Genomic DNA, 16023 nt, shown 5'->3' on the forward strand with positions numbered 1-16023 from the left:
TTCGTCTGGATACCGCCATCCTCCCTCACACCCGCCCCCACCGTGCAAGCCCGGGCGAACTGTTCCGGGGGGATCCGATCCACGGCGGCCCCCCGAGAGCACAGTCAGCCCACCCACGGCCCGCGCCCAGACCCGCGCGCGGGCCCGCGGCGACCACCGCCGCGGGCCGCCCGGAGGCCGCTTGTCGCGCTTGCCGCGCCTTGTCGCGCCTGCCGCCGCTCCTACTGCGCCGGGCCCACCAGCAGGTCGTCGCCGATCCGGTCCACCCGGACCGTGTCGCCGTCCCTGACCTCGCCCGCCAGGATCTCCTTGGCCAGCCGGTCGCCGATCGCCGTCTGGATCAGCCGGCGCAGCGGCCGCGCCCCGTACGCCGGGTCGTTGCCCTCCTCCGCGAGCCAGGCCAGCGCGGCCGGGGTGACGTCCAGCTTCAGCTGCCGCTCGGCCAGGCGCTCGGCGAGCCGGTCGATCTGCAGCTCGGCGATGCGGGCCAGCTCGGGCCCGCTGAGCGCGGTGAAGACCACCACGTCGTCCAACCGGTTCAGGAACTCCGGCTTGAAGGAGGTCCGCACGGTCTCCAGCACGCTCTGCTTCTTCTCCTCCTCGCTGAGCAGCGGGTCCACCAGGTACTGGCTGCCGAGGTTGGAGGTGAGGACCAGGATGGTGTTCCGGAAGTCCACGGTCCGGCCCTGGCCGTCCGTGAGCCGCCCGTCGTCCAGGACCTGCAGCAGGATGTCGAAGACCTCGGGGTGGGCCTTCTCGACCTCGTCCAGCAGCACCACGCTGTACGGGCGGCGGCGCACCGCCTCGGTCAGCTGGCCGCCCTCCTCGTAGCCGACGTAGCCGGGCGGCGCGCCCACCAGCCGGGCGACGCTGTGCTTCTCGCCGTACTCGCTCATGTCGATGCGGACCATGGCCCGCTCGTCGTCGAAGAGGAAGTCGGCGAGCGCCTTGGCCAGCTCGGTCTTGCCGACGCCGGTCGGGCCGAGGAAGAGGAACGATCCGGTCGGCCGGTCCGGGTCGGCGATGCCGGCCCGGGTGCGGCGCACCGCATCGGAGACGGCCCGTACGGCCTCGTTCTGGCCGATCAGCCGCTTGCCGAGCTCATCCTCCATGCGCAGCAGCTTCTGGGTCTCGCCCTCCAGCAGCCGCCCGGCGGGGATCCCGGTCCAGGACGCGACCACATCGGCCACATCGTCGGGGCCGACCTCCTCCTTGACCATCGTGCCGCGGCCCTCCTGGACCTCGGCCTCGGCCTCGGAGGCCTCCTCCAGCTCGCGCTCGAGCGCCGGGATCTCCCCGTACAGCAGCTTGGAGGCGGTGTCGAAGTCCCCGTCGCGCTGGGCCCGCTCGGCCTGCCCGCGCAACTCGTCGAGCTTCTCCTTCAGCTCGCCGACCCGGTTGAGGCCCTGCTTCTCCTTCTCCCAGCGCGCGGTCAGCCCGCGCAGCTCCTCCTCCTTGTCGGCGAGGTCGCGGCGCAGCTTCTCCAGCCGCTGCCGACTGGCCTCGTCGGTCTCCCGGGCGAGCGCCATCTCCTCCATCTTCATCCGGTCGACCGAGCGCTGGAGCTCGTCGATCTCGACGGGCGAGGAGTCGATCTCCATGCGCAGCCGGGACGCCGCCTCGTCGACCAGGTCGATGGCCTTGTCGGGGAGGAAGCGGGAGGTGATGTAGCGGTCGGACAGGGTGGCGGCGGCGACCAGCGCGCCGTCCGCGATCTGCACCTTGTGGTGCGCCTCGTAGCGGCCCTTGAGCCCGCGCAGGATGGCCACCGTGTCCTCGACGGTCGGCTCGGCGACCAGCACCTGCTGGAAGCGGCGCTCCAGCGCGGCGTCCTTCTCGATCCGCTCGCGGTACTCGTCGAGCGTGGTGGCGCCCACCATGCGCAGCTCGCCGCGGGCGAGCATCGGCTTGAGCATGTTGCCCGCGTCCATCGCCGAGTCGCCGCCGGCGCCCGCGCCGACCACGGTGTGCAGCTCGTCGATGAAGGTGATGATCTGCCCGTCGCTGGACTTGATCTCGGCCAGGACGGTCTTCAGCCGCTCCTCGAACTCACCGCGGTACTTGGCGCCCGCGACCATCGCGCCCAGGTCCAGCGCCACCAGCCGCTTGTTCCGCAGGCTCTCGGGCACATCGCCCTTGACGATCCGCTGCGCCAGGCCCTCCACCACGGCCGTCTTGCCGACGCCGGGCTCGCCGATCAGCACCGGGTTGTTCTTGGTGCGCCGCGACAGCACCTGCACGACGCGGCGGATCTCCTGGTCCCGGCCGATGACCGGGTCGAGCTTGCCGTCGCGCGCGGCGGCGGTGAAGTCGGTGCCGAACTTCTCCAGGGCCTTGTACGTGCCCTCCGGGTCCGTGTTGGTCACCCGCTGTCCGCCCCTCGCCTTCTCGAACGCGGCGAGCAGCTTCTTGGCGCCCGCCCCCTGTTCCGCCAGCAGCTCCCCGGCCCGGCCGCCCTTGGCGGCGATGCCGATCAGCAGGTGCTCGGTGGAGACGTAGTCGTCGCCCAGGTCCTTGGCGCGCTGCGCGGCGTCCGCGAGCACCGCCAGCAGCTCGCGGTTCGGCTGCGGCGGGGCGACGGTCGACCCGCGCACACTGGCCAGCCCGGCCAGCAGCCGCTCGGCGCCGTCGCGTACGACGGCCACGTCGGTGTCCACGGCCGCCAGCAGGTCCATCAGATTCTCGTTGTCCTGGCCCTGCAGCAGGGCCAGCAGCAGATGCGCGGGCGTCAGGTCCGCGTGTCCCGCGGAGACGGCGCGGTCATTGGCGGCGCTCACCGCCGCCCGGCTCTTGTTGGTCAGCTCGGCGTCCACGTCCCCGTGCTCCTCCTCATCGCGCTGGCGGCACCCAATCCCTGCCGCACCCAACATCCGTAAAGTTGAGTCTATTCCACTCAAGTGTGAAGGGTCGAGAGAGCAACGGTCTTGATCGATGACAGAGTCGATAGATTGGCCGTCATGGCCCTCGACCCCCGCGACCCCGGCCCCGCCTACCTCGCCTTCTGGCGCGAGCGCCATGTGTGCACCCTGACCACACCGCGCCCCGACGGCACGCCGCATGTGGTCCCCGTCGGTGTGACATACGACCCGACGGCCGGAATCGCTCGCGTCATCACCAACAAGCACAGCCGTAAGGTCGCCCACATCCAGGCGGCCGGCCCCTCCGGCGCGCCCGTCGCCGTCTGCCAGATGGCCGGGAAGCGGTGGGCCACGCTCGAGGGCCGGGCGGTGATCCGTACCGAGAAGGAGCTCATCGAGGACGCGGAGCGGCGCTACGCCGCGCGCTACGAACGCACCCCGTCCCCCAACCCGGACCGGGTGCTGATCGAGATCACGCTCACCAGGGCGCTGGGCCGGGCGTGAGCACGAGGGGCGACGCCGAGCCGCGCCCGGCGACGCCCCCTTCCCCCATCGCCATTCAGCTCGGACCTTTCGCCTGCGCGTACTCGGTGGCCATCTCGCCGGCGAAGTCGTACAGGACGACGGCCTCGTCACCGACCACCCGGGCGTCATGCCCCGGCGGGACGACGAAGACATCGCCGGGTCCGACTTCGGACTCCGCCCCGTCGTCCATCCGGATGCGCATCCGCCCCTGGGTCACGATCCCGCGGTGCGGCACCTGGCAGCTGTCCGTCCCGGCTATCTCCCGGACGGACTCCGTCCAGCGCCAGCCGGGCTCGAAGGTGCCTACGGCGAAATCGAGACCGCTCAGGTGCAGGACCTCCAAGTGGCCCCGGGGAAAGTCGCGCCGCTCGTCGGGCTTTTCGATCGTCTTGACTTCCAACATGGCGGTACCTCCTGTGCCGTACTCCCATCGTGCGCCTCGAACGGCCAGAAGCGTGCATCCTCATCACTCATCCCGGTGCCGATGCCCCGCCGCCCGCGGGTGACGCACCCTGATCCACACATCCCGCGCCCGCCGCCCCGCCCGGGCCCGGCGGGAGGAAAACTCCTTCAAGAGTTTTTGCCGGAGCTGTCGATCCGGCCTTCTCCCGTTCGACGCAAGGGTGAGAGGCAGGGAGAGCCCCCGCCCTCACCTCCCCCAGGAGTCACCCATGCCGCGCTTCATGACGCTGATCCGCATCGACGAGAAGAACGCCCCCGCCGAGGGCCCCAGCCCCGAGCTCATGGAGCGCATGGGCGCGCTGCTGGAGGAGATCACCAAGGCCGGGGTGATGCTGGACACCGCCGGGCTCACCCCGACCTCCGAGGGCACCCGGGTCACCTGGTCCGGCGGCAAGCTCAGCTACACCGACGGGCCCTTCACGGAGAGCAAGGAGGTCATCGGCGGCTACTCCATCGTCCAGGCCAAGGACAAGGCCGAGGCCCTGGAGTGGACCAAGCGGTTCCTGCAGACCCACGAGGACTACTGGACCATCACCGCCGAGGTCCGCGAGATCGCCGAAGGCTGATCGACCGCGCTTGCCCCGCTCCCGTGCGGCTGCTCTGATGGGTGAACGTGACGGGAGCAAGCTCTGAAGCGGGCCAAGCGATCGAAGCGGTCTTCAGAATCGAGTCCGCGCGGATCATCGCCGGTGTCACTCGCATCGTGCGGGATGTGGGCATCGCCGAAGAACTCGCGCAGGACGCTCTGGTCGCCGCGCTGGAGCAGTGGCCGGAGTCGGGCGTCCCGGACAAGCCGGGCGCCTGGCTCATGGCCACCGCCAAACACCGCGCGATCGACCTCATACGCCGCAAGGAGACCTACGCGCGCAAGCTGGCCGAGGTCGGCCGGTCCCTCACGGAAGCCCAGCCACCCGAGTACTCCGAGGACCCCGCCGAGGACATCGACGACGACCTGCTCCGGCTGATCTTCACCGCCTGCCACCCCGTCCTGTCGACCGAGGCCCGGGCCGCCCTCACCCTGCGGCTGCTGGGCGGGCTCACCACCCAGGAGATCGCCCGCGCCTTCCTGGCCCCGGAGCCGACCGTCGCCCAGCGGATCGTCCGCGCCAAACGCGCGCTCGCCAAGGCCGACGTCCCCTTCGAGGTCCCGTACGGCGCCGACCGCGCCGCCCGCCTCGCCTCCGTCCTCGAAGTCATCTACCTCATCTTCAACGAGGGCTACGCCGCCACGGCCGGCGACGACCTGGTCCGCCCCGCCCTGTGCGAGGACGCCCTCCGCCTGGCCCGCGTCCTGGCCGGCCTCATGCCCAGGGAACCCGAGGCCCACGGCCTCGCCGCGCTCCTGGAGTTCCAGGCCTCCCGCATCCCGGCCCGCACCGGCCCCGACGGCGAACCCGTACTCCTCGCCGACCAGAACCGCGCCAAATGGAACCGCCCCCTCATCCGCCGCGGCGTCGAAGCCCTCCACCGCGCCGGCCACGGCCCCTACTCCCTCCAGGCCGCCATCGCCGCCTGCCACACCCAGGCGATCCGCTACGAGGACACCGACTGGGCCACGATCGCCACCCTCTACGGCCGGCTGATGGCCCTCACCCCCTCCCCCGTGATCGAACTCAACCGAGCCGTCGCCGTCTCCATGTCCGAAGGCCCCGCGGCCGCCCTCCCCCTCATCGACGCCCTCGCCGACGAACCGGCCCTGAAGGACTACCACCTGCTCCCCAGCGTCCGCGGCGACCTCCTGGAACGCCTGGGCCGCGGGGCGGAGGCCCGCGCCGAATTCGAGCGCGCGGCCACCCAGACCCACAACGCCCGCGAACGCCGACTCCTCCTGGAACGGGCCGCCCGCTGCGGCTCCTGCGGCGGGGAAGGGAGATGAAGGGGGCGGCCGGTCGCTCGCTCAGCCGAGGATCCGGGCGCTGGTGACGGCTCCGTCCTCGAGGTCCCAGTCGGTGAGGATCTCGCGGTACTCGCCGCTGTCCATGAGCGCGTTGAGGGCCTTTCGCAGGGCGTCGCGCAGCGCGGGGTTGGCCCTGTCCACGGCGAGGCCGATGGGGGCCTCCTTGACCAGGTCGCCCTTTGGCAGGTGGAAGGCGCCTTTGGAGTCCTTCGCCTCGTGGACGGCGAACGGAAGGTCGGTGACCACCGCGTCTATGGAGCCGTCACGGAGACGGGCCGAGGACGTGAAGGGGTCCCACGAGGTCTGCTTGATCGGGTCCGGGCCGCACTCCTTGTAGGACGCGGCCTGGACCGCTTCCTCAGCGTCGGAGTCGACACGCATGCCGCAGAGGTCGGCCCACGAATGGATGCCCTGGGCCGTCTTCCACGCGGTGTAGGCCGTGTATCCGGAGTCGAAGTAGTGAACGAAGTCGACGCTCTCCCGTTCCTTCGCGTCGAAGGAGGAGTACTCCGAGCTCGGCATGACCATGTCGTACTGTGCGCCAAGCGACTCAAACGGGTTGCCTGGCCCGAACACTTCAATGCCGACGATCTTCACCCGCTGACCGAGTTGGTCGCCGAGCGCTTTGGCCAGGTCAGGGTCGAGACCCACCCAGTCGCCGGGCTTCGCGGTGACGTCTCTGTCCTCGACCGTGGCCTTGTCGAGCCAGCCGCTGTCGTCGGCGGCGGCTGCGAGGTTATGCGCGCTACCGCTTCTGACGCCATCCACGGCGACCGTGAGAGTTCCGGGCGTGACGAGCTTGAGCTTGTTCGACTGGCTCGTGGCCTTGCCCCCGCCCTTCGACTCTCCGCCATTGCCGCCATTGCCGCCATTGCCGCCCAGGACGTACGTCGTGACCCCGATGAGCACGGCGGCCACGGCCGCCGCCCCCGCGATCAGCCAGGAACGCCTACGGCGAGACGGGGCGGTGGACGGTGGTACGGGGCCCGGCTCCGGAGCCGGAACCCGGGCGGTCTGGGTGGGCTGGTCCGCCTCGGAGAGCCTGACCGTCGCGCCCGCACCGCCCTCCGCGACGGCGGCCAGCATCGCGTCGAGCCGCTCGGCCGAGGGCCGCGCCGCCGGGTCCGGTACGAGGAGCTCCATCAGCACGGGCGCCAGGGCCCCGGCCCGGACCGGCGGCGGCACCTCGCCGTCCAGGACGGCCACGACCGTGGCCAGCTGGGTCGGCCTGCGCAGCGGGTTGTGGCCCTCGACGCAGACGTACAGCATCATGCCCAGCGACCACAGATCCGAGGCGGGGTCGTCGTCCGTGCCCAGGATCCGTTCGGGGGCGAGGTAGTCGGGCGTGCCGATGAGTTCCCCGGTCGCGGTCAGCGGCGCGGAGCCAACCGCGCCCTCCACCGGGCCGGTTCGCTGGAGGGCGGCGATGCCGAAGTCGGTGAGCACCGCGTCGCCGTCCGGACGCAGCATCACGTTGGCCGGCTTCACGTCGCGGTGACAGATGCCGGCGGCGTGCGCGGCGCGCAGCGCGGCCAACACCTGGCGGGCCATCCGGGCGGCCTCCTCCGGTGTCAGCAGCGACCCCTCGTCCAACAGCTCCGCCAGGCTGCCACCCGGCACCAGCTCCATCACGAGCCAGGGGTAGGAATCCTCGCCCCCGTCAATGATCTGATGGATCGTCACCACATGACGGTGACTGAGCCGAGCCAGCGCCCGGGCCTCGCGCAGCACGCGTTCGCGCAGCACCCGCGAGGCGCCGGAGCCCTCGGACGCCGACTCCGGAGCGAGCGGGCGGACCTGCTTGACCGCGACCTCCCGATGCAACGCGATGTCCCGCGCCCGCCACACGGTGCCCATCCCGCCGCTGCCCAGCCGCTCCACCAGCTCGAAGCGCCCGTCAATGACCTGCCCGCTCTCTCCGTCGATCACGCAGGGAGCGTACGCGCCCGCCCACGCCCTCGGCAGCCCCTCAGCCGCCGCACTCCCCTACCGCCGCCCCGAGTTGGCGCCGAAGGTTACGCATCCGGCTGATCGCCGGACAGCTGGGCCAGGGCGCCCCGGATATCCCCGATCACCTTTCCGGGACGCTGGTACACATCACTTGCCGTAAACCTCAACAGCCGTCGCACCTCAGGACAGGCCAGGACCTCGTTGAAGCGGGCGGTGTCCCTCTGGTGCTGCTCCCGGCTGCCATGCCATCGATAGCCCTCGATCTCCACCGCCAAGCCCTGCCCCCGGAACAGGAAGTCGGGGAAGACCCGCCGCCCCGCCGGGGTGATGAGCAGCGCCTGTGACTCCGGGTACAGCCCACCGTCGTTCATCCGCAGCCGGGCGATCGTCTCGGCCGGCGACCCGGCCTTCGGGTCCACCATCGCCAGCCACTCGCGCGCCGCTCTCGCACCCTGAAGCCCGACCCCGCTCTCCAAGGCGCGGGCGATCTCCCCGACCCTGGTACGCGGCCCCCGCCGCCCCGCTGGTTCCGGGCCCCGGCTGGGACGCCGACTCACGGCGGACTCCACCGCCACCAACGCCTCGTGTCGCGGCCCGGCCCGCAGCAGATCCGCCATGGTGCGCGCCACGGTCGTGGCCCTCAGTCCGGCCACGGTGGTGATCTCCCCCGTGCGCAAGGGCATCTGGTGCAACACTCCCCCGCGCACCGTGGGCGTATACCCACGGGGCCCGATGAACTCCACGCGCTCCGTGCGCGTTTCGATGTCGTGCAGCACCGCGGCCGCCGTGTGGCTCACGACCAGCTGTGGGTGCGCGAGCTGGTTCGCCCACAACAGCGCCATCCCATCCACTGCCCGCCCCGGCTCGGCCCAGACCCCCCGACCGATCCGCGTCCACCCCTCGCGCAGCAGGCATCTGTTCAGCTGCCGCCGATCCCACCCGTCCGCCAGAGCCTGAGCCGTCATCACCACGCCGCCTTGGGCCCCGGCCAGCCCGGTCAGCGAGACCGCATCCCCCGTCCTCGTCATCCCCTCAGGGTGCCGCCTGCCTCCGGCCGCCGCCTGGGCCTGTGGACAACCCGGTTTGTAGTGAGTATGGGACAGCGACACGCCGAGCCGTCGGCGTGTCGCTGTCCCATACTCACTTCAAGTGGTCGAACTCCCCCGCCTTGGTCGCCCGGATGAAGGCGGCCAGCGGGCGCGGGGCGGTGCGTATGGCTGTGCCGGGGGCCTCGCTCTCGCGGAGCTGTATCGCGCCGTCGGCGGCGGCGAGCTCCAGGCAGTTGTTGTCCGGGCCGGTCCCGGAAAAGGAGGACTTTCGCCAGCGGGCTTGATGCATGTCCTGATCCTCTACAGCTCTCGTGCGATGCGGTGGATGAAGTCTCGCGATTTCTCGGGGCTGACCGCCGACGCCTCGACGGTACTCAGGAGGGCGCGGTAGTAGTCGAGTTGCGCGCCCGCGTGCAGGAAGTCGATGCCGTGCATGTGGTCGATCTGCACGGTGTCGAGCGAGGGAACAGGACCGGCCGCGTACGTCATCGCGTACCCCATACCCGCGAACCCCTCTGCGGAGAAGGGCACCACCCGTACGGTGACATTGGGGAGTTCGGACTTCTCCAGGATGAAGTCCAGCTGTTCACGGGCCGCCTTCCGGTCACCGACCTTCATCAACAGCGCGGCCTCGTGGATGATCGCCGTGAAGGGAGGCGGACCTTCACGCTCAAGCACGACACGACGCCGCAGACGGAAGTCGATGATCGCCTCAAGGTGATCCGTGGCGCGGATGGAGCGTGCGTAGGTGAACAGGGCCCGCATGTACGGCTCCACTTGGAGCAGGCCCGGAATGTGCACCACTTGCAGACTTCGCATCTCACGGGAGTGCCACTCCAGAGCAGCGAGATCCAGCGAGGTCGAGGCAAGGGTGCCTCGATACTCCTCCCACCAGCCTCGTCCCCGCTCCGTCGCCATCGCGGCCAGCGCGTCGACCAACGCGTCATCGCCGCATCGGTATTGATCGGCAAGCGTGCGGAGCCGCTCCTCGCTGACGCCGAGACGGCCGACCTCCATGTGACTCATCTGCATAGGGCTCACGCCCAGCCGCTTGGCGGCCTCGCGCGCGGTCATGCCGGCCCGCTCCCGCATCTTTCGCAGCTCGGCGCCCAACCGCTCCTGACGGGCGGTGGGGTTACTCCTCGGCGGCATGGGTCTACTCTCTGCTACTCAGCGGCTGCGGCGCCACCATGCCACGGCTCGCACCGTTTGGGCGAACTTGGCGTACTAGGTTGCGCCGATGCTACATAGCACCCTACGTTGAGTATCGCGCCGCTTACCGAACGAGACGTCGGTCGGCTAGACGCTCGCCCACCCCACCGCGCCACAGGAGGCCCGTATGCCCCTCGTCACCCCTGCCGTCGCGCCGTTCGAGTACTCCCTGCACATCCCCCACGACCCCCGTGCCGTCCGTGTCGCCCGGGCCTCCCTCCGCACCGCCCTCACGGCGCACGAACTGCCCGAACTGATCGACCGGGCCGAGCTGCTGGCCAGCGACCTGGCTAACTCCAGAAGTAGCCTTTTCTCATGGCGACTTCGAGGAGCCGGAAGCCCCGGCGTGCAGGCAGCTACGTAAGGATCTCTGAGGACCCGTCAGGGCAGGAGAAGGGTGTCGGGCGGCAGAAGGAGGACGTGGAGGAGCTGGCCCAGCGGCTCGGGTGGCAGGTCGGCAAGGTCTACGAGGAGAACGACACCAGCGCCTACAAGCGCAAGCGGATACGGCTCGCCGATGGCCGGAGCGTGTGGCGGGTGGAGCGGCCGGAGTTCCGGCAGATGCTGCGCGACTACGAGGACGGGGCGATAGACGGGATCATCGTCTACGACCTTGACCGGTTGGCCCGTCAGCCCCGTGATCTTGAGGACCTGATCGATCTGGTGGACCACTTCAAGCGGCCGGTGGCCGGGGTCACGGGGTCGTTGGACCTGATGACCGAGAACGGCAAGGCCATGGCGCGGGTGCTGGTCGCCATGGCGAACAAGTCGAGCGCCGATACCGCCCGCCGCGTGGCACGGGCCAAGGTCCAGAGCGCCCGGGAGGGCAGGGCGCTGCCGACGGCCCGGGCGTTCGGCTGGCAGGACGATCATGTGACGCTGGAGCCACGCGAGGCGGAGTTGCTGCGCAAGGCCGTCGCCGACTTCACGGCGGGGGAGACCTGGACGGGTATCACGGCGGCGATCATCGATTCCGGGATGCCGACTGTGAAGGGGGGACGGTGGCGGTTGAGGTCCGTCAAGCAGATGATCCTCAGTCCGCGCGTGGCGGGGATCATGCCATACCGGGGCAAGGTCAGCACGATGGCCGCCCCCGACGAGCCGGACGTGAACGGCGCAGACGGCAGCGGGAGCGACGAGGAGAACCAGACCCGTTCGTCGCGTGATCTCGCGCTGCGGGATGCGGAGGGCGCTTATGTGCGCGGCCCGTGGGAGCCGATCATCACCGTCCAGCAGTGGGAAGACCTGATCACCGAGTACGAGCGGCGCCAGGAAGGGGCGGAGTTCACCAGCCAGGGGACCCGCAGCAGCTACCTGTTGTCCGGGTTGCTGAGGTGCGCCAGGCCCTGCGAGGACGGCACCCCGTGCAACGGCAAGATGGTGGGCGTTGCCGAGGGCAGCCGCAGCGGCAGGCGCGTCGGCGGACGCAAGAACCCCAGGATGTTCTACCGGTGTCCGGGAAAGGTCAGTGGCGGGTGCGGAAACTCCCAGCGCGGCATGAAGAGCATGGACCAACTCATAGAGGACCTGCTGTTTTTGCACCTTGAGGAGAACCGGCCCGCCGAGGACGACCCGCAGCCCGAGGCCGAGCCGGAGCACCCGGACGCGGTCAGGCTCGCGGATGTGAGCAAGCGTCTGTCGATGATGCGCAATGGCATGCGTGAGGGCACCGTGTCGCCCGAATCGTTCTTCGCCGTCGTCCCCGGACTGGAAGCGCAGGAGAAGAAGCTGATCGCCGGTCTCGGCAAGGCCCGCCGCGCCCAGGCCGACCGTGCCGCGCGCCTGCGGACCCCGGAGGAAGTGCGCGCCGATTGGGAGAACGCGACGATCCCGGGCAGGCGTGAGTTGCTGGGCCAGTACCTCCAGGCGGTCATCGTGCACCCCGCCCAGGCCAAGGGACGCGGCGTGTTCGACCACACCACCATCGAACCCGTCTGGAAGCCATTGCCCCAGTAGCATGCGCGGGCAGCGCTAAGCCCCGATGACCGTGTCATGGTCACCGGGGCTCACTGCTGTTTCAGGTGTCATGCCCCTGGTGCGTGGGGGCGGTGCAGGATGGCCCGCGTCCGTCGCCACTGCTCCCGAGTGATCTTCGGGGCCCGTGCGACGTGATGCCTAAGCCACTCCTCGCGGCTCATGCTCCGCCCTGAGTCTCCGTGTCCGTGTTCGGCAGGCAAGCGGCCTCCACAGGTTCAAGTCCGACAACGGCTCGTGTGGGTCCGTCAACGGCTCACGTGGGTTCACAATCGCCTCCTCCAAGGCCCGAACATCGCCCATGACATCACATGACATAACTTATGCTTACGAGTTACGATTATCCTCGTTTTAGCAGGTCAGCGCCAGTGTTTTGGTGCGTTTCATGCCCACCCCCGAGGCGACGACCGGCAATCCACTGCCCCTCGCAGCGTCCCGCCCCAGCGCCGACCGTGCCCGACTCGCCTACCGGGTTGCCGTCCATCAGACCCAGCCCGATGCCGCGCTTCAGGCCCGATCCGGGCGAGGTGTCGAAAGCTGCCTTCACTTACTCAAGGGCGCGCCTTGCGGCGCGCCGGGCGGCCTGGCCGCCCCGCCGGGCTGCGGCGTGGCCGCCGGTCCCGTCGGGCGCCCACCGCCCGCACTCCCAGGGCACCCGCGATCGCGCGCACGTGGCGCCGACCGCCGTTGAGGCTGATGCGTTGTGGCTGGGGCCGACGGCCTACGCGGCTTTTAGGCAGCCACCACGGGGCGAGCCTCCAAGAACAGGGGGCCAATCGGTCGCAAACGCGGGCAGGTCCCAAGACCCGCCCGATTCGCCGAGCCAGCGTAAGGCCCCCTGTTCTCTCGCCCCGTGGCAGCTCCCGCCCAAAAGCCGCTACGGCCGGCGGCGTGCCCACAGCGCACCGATCCCCCGATGCACGCCCGCCACCGGCCGCGCCACTCACCCCGCCTTGCGACACTGGGCCGCCGCCTCCCGCGCCAACGCCGCCACCTCACGCGCCACCGCTGCCGACAGCTCGAAGCGCACCACCCCCGAGCCGTCCGCAGCCGTCGCCGCCCGCAACCGCGCCCCCTCCATGTCCACGCCGACCAGTCGCAGCGCGCTGTCCAGTTCGCCGGATGCCGCCGTCGCGTCCCTCCAGCCCGCTATGTAGTCCACCCCGCGCACCCACATCACCGCGTCAGGGTCGATCTCCCAGCCGTCGAACGCGCCGCCCTCAAGGCTGCTCATCCTGCGCCGTCCCCCTTCTCCTGATGAGCACTGACCGAACTTCCGATCGACCGGGCCGCGTCGCGTCCGAACACGCCATCGGCCCCGGTACCATCGGCACCGGGGTTTGTGATCAATCCCCAGCCGGACCACCCCAGTTGCTTGCAGGCGCGAGGGTGGTCCGGCGTTGCTTCTGCGGTTGTCGCCGCGCGGGACGAGGCGTTAGTACCTCTGTCGGCCGCCTGAGTAGTGGATCGGCTGTCGGCACTCCGGCGCGTCAGTAGGCGCAGGCTCAGCGCCCAGCGCGTAACACAAGGCCGCGTGCAGCTGCTCTGCCTCGGCCACATCCAGCAGCAGCGAGGCAAGGGCTACGTGCTGGCCGGAACGGACGACCTGAAGCGGCAGCGCCAGGTGTCCATCCCGCTCACGGCGCAGACCGCGACCCGGGACAGGCCCGACCTCCCACCCTTCTGACGCACCTGATGGGGCTCGACTCATTCGCGCCCTCCCTTCTCAGACTCGGGAGCGCTGTCCGGGCCCTCGTGCGGCTCGCTGTCGGCGCAGGAGGGCAGCCGTTCACCCCGACTCTCGGCGACCCGCAACGCGTCGCCCAGCGCCTCACGCAGGGACTTGGCGAGGAACCTCAGTTCCCTCTTGCTCACCTTGTGATCGCCAAGCAGAAGCATCTCGCCCGCGTGACCGAGGAGTTCGACGCCCGCTTTCAGCTGCGCGGCCTCCATCTCATCGGCGAGCCTCGACAGACGGCTGTTGCCATCGTCGTCCGTCACGAGATAGCAGCGCTTCCCGGCCGAGTCCGGCCACGGCAGCAGACGAGGCCGCGCGCTCATGTCGCCACCGCCTTTGCGCGGTGCCCGATAGCCCCACTCCGCCGCTGCCGCTCATGCGCCAGCACATACGGCCGGACGAGACCTGTCTCCGAGACGTCCGGGCCATCCGGCAGCCATACGTGAGCCAGGGGGACACGCGCCAGACGGGCCGTCGGTGTATCCGGGCGCCGGACGTCTGGCCGGATTCCAACGGCCCGATGCCGCCCTGGAGCAGGCAGCAACAGCTCTAACAACCATTCCACGAAACGAGCGGTAGTCTTCCGCACGTTGACGCTCCTTTGCAGCGTTGACCACGCCCCCGGACGGCCCACCCGTCGCGGGGGTCTTCGTGATCTCCCAGCGTCACCGTTCGTGTGGCCTGCGCGTTACCCCCTGATGGGTAGACCCACCATGGGTAGACTCGGCCCAGATCACCTTGCATTCCGCCGAGCGCCGGGGGCTTTCAGGAGATGCAGCACGTGACACCGCCAACCGCTTTACCGCCTCGGGTGCTTGAACGCGACGACGTGCGAAGCGCGCTCACCGCACGGGATTTCGGCACGGTTTTTCGGCTCGCCCGCAAGTGGGGCGGCATCAGCTACAACCAGATCGCCGAGGCATGCGGCATCAAGCCGGAACGCGTGGGTACCATCGCACGCGGTGATGCCCGGATCACTTCTCTGGCGAAGATCGAAGAAATCGCGGACGCCTTACGGATTCTCGGCGGAATGATCGGGCTGGCGCCCCGCCCATGGGAATCGCCCTCCACATCGAGCATGGCCGCCCCCGCGTTGAGACCCCCCGCCACGTCGGGCATGCTGACCCCAGAGCCCGCGCTGTGGGAGGTCGCAGAATTGGCACGCCGCACGCACGCTACCGATGTCGGACCGGCAGACCTGGACACGATCGCCGAGGCGATCGACCAGTTGTGCCGCGCCTATCCCTACATGGCCGCCGATCAACTTCACCACCAGACGCGTGCGGGCATTCGGCATGTCACCGACATGTTGCAGGGCCGCACCACACTGGCCCAGCACCGCGAACTACTCGTATCCGCAGGCTGGTTGTTCCTACTCGGCGGTTGCCTCGAATACGACATGGGGCAGCGCCAGGCCGCAGAACTGAGCCGGGCCGCAGCTCTGCGCATCGGCCAGGAGGCCGGACACGGCGAGATCACGGCATGGTCGTGGGAACTCGGCGCATGGTTCGCTCTCACCCAGGGGCGATATGCCGATGTGATCGATTGCGTCAGCGCGGGGCATCAGTCCGACTCGACGCACAGCATTGGCGTGCAACTGTACGCACAGGGAGCCAAGGCATACGCCCGCATGGGCGACGCCAGCCAGGTCCGCGCCACCCTTGACGCCGGACGTGCCCGCCTTGAACGGCTGCCCCGACCGGAGCACCGCGAACACCATTTCGTGATCGACCCCGATAAGTGGGACTTCTACGAGATGGACGCCTACCGGATGCTCGGCGATGACGAGCGCGCGGCCGTTCACGCTCAGGAAGTCGTACGGCTGGGGACCGCCCCGGACGGTACCGAGATCTCGCCCATGCGTGTGGCGGAGGCCAGGCTCACACTCGGTGTCGCTGCCGCCCGCTCTGGCGAACTGGAAGAAGCCGTCTCCGTTGCAGGGCGCGCGCTCCAGACCTCGCGGAAGTCTCTGCCCTCCCTTCTCATGGTCGCCGGGGAACTCACCGACGAACTAGAGCAGCGATACCCGCGCGAGTCCCTGTCCCAGGAGTTCCGCGAGCAGGTGACCCACATCGCCGCCGGAGCACAGACCGCGCTCGGGTCGTAGGGCCGCCTCTTCGAGTTTCCGAGAACCCGCAGGTCAGCGCGGTTTCGATGCGCCCCGAAAAGAACACTTTCGGGATTGACTTGCGAGATGCTCACCAACGCGATTGTGCACGCCGGAGGCGAGGCCGACCTGCGGTTGAAGTGGTCCGCCGAGAGGCTCATCAACTTCATTAGTCATCCTTAGTGTTGTGCACGTATAGTTGTGGGTATGGAGTTGCTGCGCATGTCCAAGGCCGCGAAGCGTCTCGGGAT

Annotated in this window: 15 protein-coding genes; 7 read left to right on the forward strand and 8 right to left on the reverse strand. The window is 69.6% G+C overall.

Features of this window, described 5'->3' with window-relative positions:
• Positions 1 to 221: 221 nt before the first annotated feature.
• The gene (gene clpB, locus PV419_RS37860; RefSeq protein WP_319696782.1) at positions 222 to 2813 is read right to left on the reverse strand and encodes an ATP-dependent chaperone ClpB; all 2592 of its coding nucleotides are present in this window, start codon (positions 2811 to 2813) and stop codon (positions 222 to 224) included.
• Positions 2814 to 2957: 144 nt separating this feature from the next.
• Between clpB and PV419_RS37865 the strand changes: the two genes are divergently transcribed.
• On the forward strand, positions 2958 to 3362 hold the full coding sequence (locus PV419_RS37865; protein WP_319696784.1) for a pyridoxamine 5'-phosphate oxidase family protein: 405 nt from the start codon (positions 2958 to 2960) through the stop codon (positions 3360 to 3362).
• A gap of 55 nt (positions 3363 to 3417) precedes the next feature.
• On the opposite strand, the gene PV419_RS37870 is transcribed toward PV419_RS37865, so the two are convergent.
• Positions 3418 to 3786 carry a cupin domain-containing protein gene (locus PV419_RS37870; RefSeq protein ID WP_319696786.1) on the reverse strand — a complete coding sequence of 123 codons (369 nt, stop codon included), beginning with the start codon at positions 3784 to 3786 and terminating at the stop codon, positions 3418 to 3420.
• A 268-nt stretch (positions 3787 to 4054) separates the two neighbouring features.
• On the opposite strand from PV419_RS37870, the gene PV419_RS37875 reads away from it, so the two are divergent.
• Both PV419_RS37875 and PV419_RS37880 read left to right on the forward strand, forming a co-directional pair.
• Complete coding sequence (locus PV419_RS37875) at positions 4055 to 4411, forward strand: YciI family protein (protein ID WP_319696787.1); 357 nt, start codon at positions 4055 to 4057, stop codon at positions 4409 to 4411.
• Positions 4412 to 4458: 47 nt separating this feature from the next.
• Entirely contained in the window at positions 4459 to 5721 is a 1263-nt protein-coding gene (locus PV419_RS37880) for an RNA polymerase sigma factor (RefSeq protein WP_415925466.1), read from the forward strand.
• 21 nt (positions 5722 to 5742) lie between these two features.
• On the opposite strand, the gene PV419_RS37885 is transcribed toward PV419_RS37880, so the two are convergent.
• The 4 genes from PV419_RS37885 to PV419_RS37900 all read right to left on the reverse strand — a co-directional run bounded on the left by PV419_RS37885 (position 5743) and on the right by PV419_RS37900 (position 9893).
• A complete protein-coding gene (locus PV419_RS37885) occupies positions 5743 to 7599 on the reverse strand; it encodes a serine/threonine-protein kinase (RefSeq protein ID WP_319696819.1) in 1857 nt (618 codons plus the stop codon).
• Positions 7600 to 7757: 158 nt separating this feature from the next.
• Positions 7758 to 8720, reverse strand: coding sequence for a type IV toxin-antitoxin system AbiEi family antitoxin domain-containing protein (locus PV419_RS37890; protein WP_319696791.1), 963 nt, complete (start codon positions 8718 to 8720; stop codon positions 7758 to 7760).
• A 112-nt stretch (positions 8721 to 8832) separates the two neighbouring features.
• Positions 8833 to 9030 carry a DUF397 domain-containing protein gene (locus PV419_RS37895; RefSeq protein WP_319696793.1) on the reverse strand — a complete coding sequence of 66 codons (198 nt, stop codon included), beginning with the start codon at positions 9028 to 9030 and terminating at the stop codon, positions 8833 to 8835.
• An 11-nt stretch (positions 9031 to 9041) separates the two neighbouring features.
• The gene (locus tag PV419_RS37900; protein ID WP_319696794.1) at positions 9042 to 9893 is read right to left on the reverse strand and encodes a helix-turn-helix transcriptional regulator; all 852 of its coding nucleotides are present in this window, start codon (positions 9891 to 9893) and stop codon (positions 9042 to 9044) included.
• Between the two features lie 187 nt (positions 9894 to 10080).
• On the opposite strand from PV419_RS37900, the gene PV419_RS37905 reads away from it, so the two are divergent.
• Positions 10081 to 10317, forward strand: a complete 237-nt coding sequence (locus PV419_RS37905) for a hypothetical protein (protein WP_319696795.1) — start codon at positions 10081 to 10083, stop codon at positions 10315 to 10317.
• Positions 10269 to 11909, forward strand: a complete 1641-nt coding sequence (locus tag PV419_RS37910) for a recombinase family protein (protein ID WP_319696797.1) — start codon at positions 10269 to 10271, stop codon at positions 11907 to 11909. Before PV419_RS37905 ends, PV419_RS37910 begins: the two co-directional genes overlap by 49 nt.
• A gap of 961 nt (positions 11910 to 12870) precedes the next feature.
• Here PV419_RS37910 and PV419_RS37915 read toward each other — a convergent pair.
• Complete coding sequence (locus PV419_RS37915) at positions 12871 to 13161, reverse strand: hypothetical protein (protein ID WP_319696799.1); 291 nt, start codon at positions 13159 to 13161, stop codon at positions 12871 to 12873.
• 300 nt (positions 13162 to 13461) lie between these two features.
• Here PV419_RS37915 and PV419_RS37920 point away from each other — a divergent pair, with 300 nt between their 5' ends.
• The gene (locus tag PV419_RS37920; RefSeq protein WP_319696800.1) at positions 13462 to 13614 is read left to right on the forward strand and encodes a hypothetical protein; all 153 of its coding nucleotides are present in this window, start codon (positions 13462 to 13464) and stop codon (positions 13612 to 13614) included.
• A gap of 20 nt (positions 13615 to 13634) precedes the next feature.
• Here the strand turns inward: PV419_RS37920 and PV419_RS37925 are convergent, their stop codons facing one another.
• Entirely contained in the window at positions 13635 to 13988 is a 354-nt protein-coding gene (locus PV419_RS37925; protein WP_319696802.1) for a hypothetical protein, read from the reverse strand.
• A gap of 488 nt (positions 13989 to 14476) precedes the next feature.
• Here PV419_RS37925 and PV419_RS37930 point away from each other — a divergent pair, with 488 nt between their 5' ends.
• A complete protein-coding gene (locus PV419_RS37930) occupies positions 14477 to 15772 on the forward strand; it encodes a helix-turn-helix transcriptional regulator (RefSeq protein WP_319696804.1) in 1296 nt (431 codons plus the stop codon).
• Positions 15773 to 16023 lie beyond the last annotated feature (251 nt).

This window comes from Streptomyces sp. ME19-01-6 (assembly GCF_033793745.1).
Classification (GTDB): domain Bacteria; phylum Actinomycetota; class Actinomycetes; order Streptomycetales; family Streptomycetaceae; genus Streptomyces.

What these genes read in the sequence shown, in the direction of transcription:
- PV419_RS37865 (WP_319696784.1), top strand. Translation starts at nt 2,958, where the DNA reads ATGGCCCTCGACCCCCGCGACCCCGGCCCCGCCTACCTCGCCTTCTGG.
- PV419_RS37870 (WP_319696786.1), bottom strand. Translation starts at nt 3,786, where the DNA reads ATGTTGGAAGTCAAGACGATCGAAAAGCCCGACGAGCGGCGCGACTTT.
- PV419_RS37875 (WP_319696787.1), top strand. Translation starts at nt 4,055, where the DNA reads ATGCCGCGCTTCATGACGCTGATCCGCATCGACGAGAAGAACGCCCCC.
- PV419_RS37885 (WP_319696819.1), bottom strand. Translation starts at nt 7,599, where the DNA reads ATGGGCACCGTGTGGCGGGCGCGGGACATCGCGTTGCATCGGGAGGTC.
- PV419_RS37890 (WP_319696791.1), bottom strand. Translation starts at nt 8,720, where the DNA reads ATGACGAGGACGGGGGATGCGGTCTCGCTGACCGGGCTGGCCGGGGCC.
- PV419_RS37895 (WP_319696793.1), bottom strand. Translation starts at nt 9,030, where the DNA reads ATGCATCAAGCCCGCTGGCGAAAGTCCTCCTTTTCCGGGACCGGCCCG.
- PV419_RS37900 (WP_319696794.1), bottom strand. Translation starts at nt 9,893, where the DNA reads ATGCCGCCGAGGAGTAACCCCACCGCCCGTCAGGAGCGGTTGGGCGCC.
- PV419_RS37905 (WP_319696795.1), top strand. Translation starts at nt 10,081, where the DNA reads ATGCCCCTCGTCACCCCTGCCGTCGCGCCGTTCGAGTACTCCCTGCAC.
- PV419_RS37910 (WP_319696797.1), top strand. Translation starts at nt 10,269, where the DNA reads ATGGCGACTTCGAGGAGCCGGAAGCCCCGGCGTGCAGGCAGCTACGTA.
- PV419_RS37915 (WP_319696799.1), bottom strand. Translation starts at nt 13,161, where the DNA reads ATGAGCAGCCTTGAGGGCGGCGCGTTCGACGGCTGGGAGATCGACCCT.
- PV419_RS37925 (WP_319696802.1), bottom strand. Translation starts at nt 13,988, where the DNA reads ATGAGCGCGCGGCCTCGTCTGCTGCCGTGGCCGGACTCGGCCGGGAAG.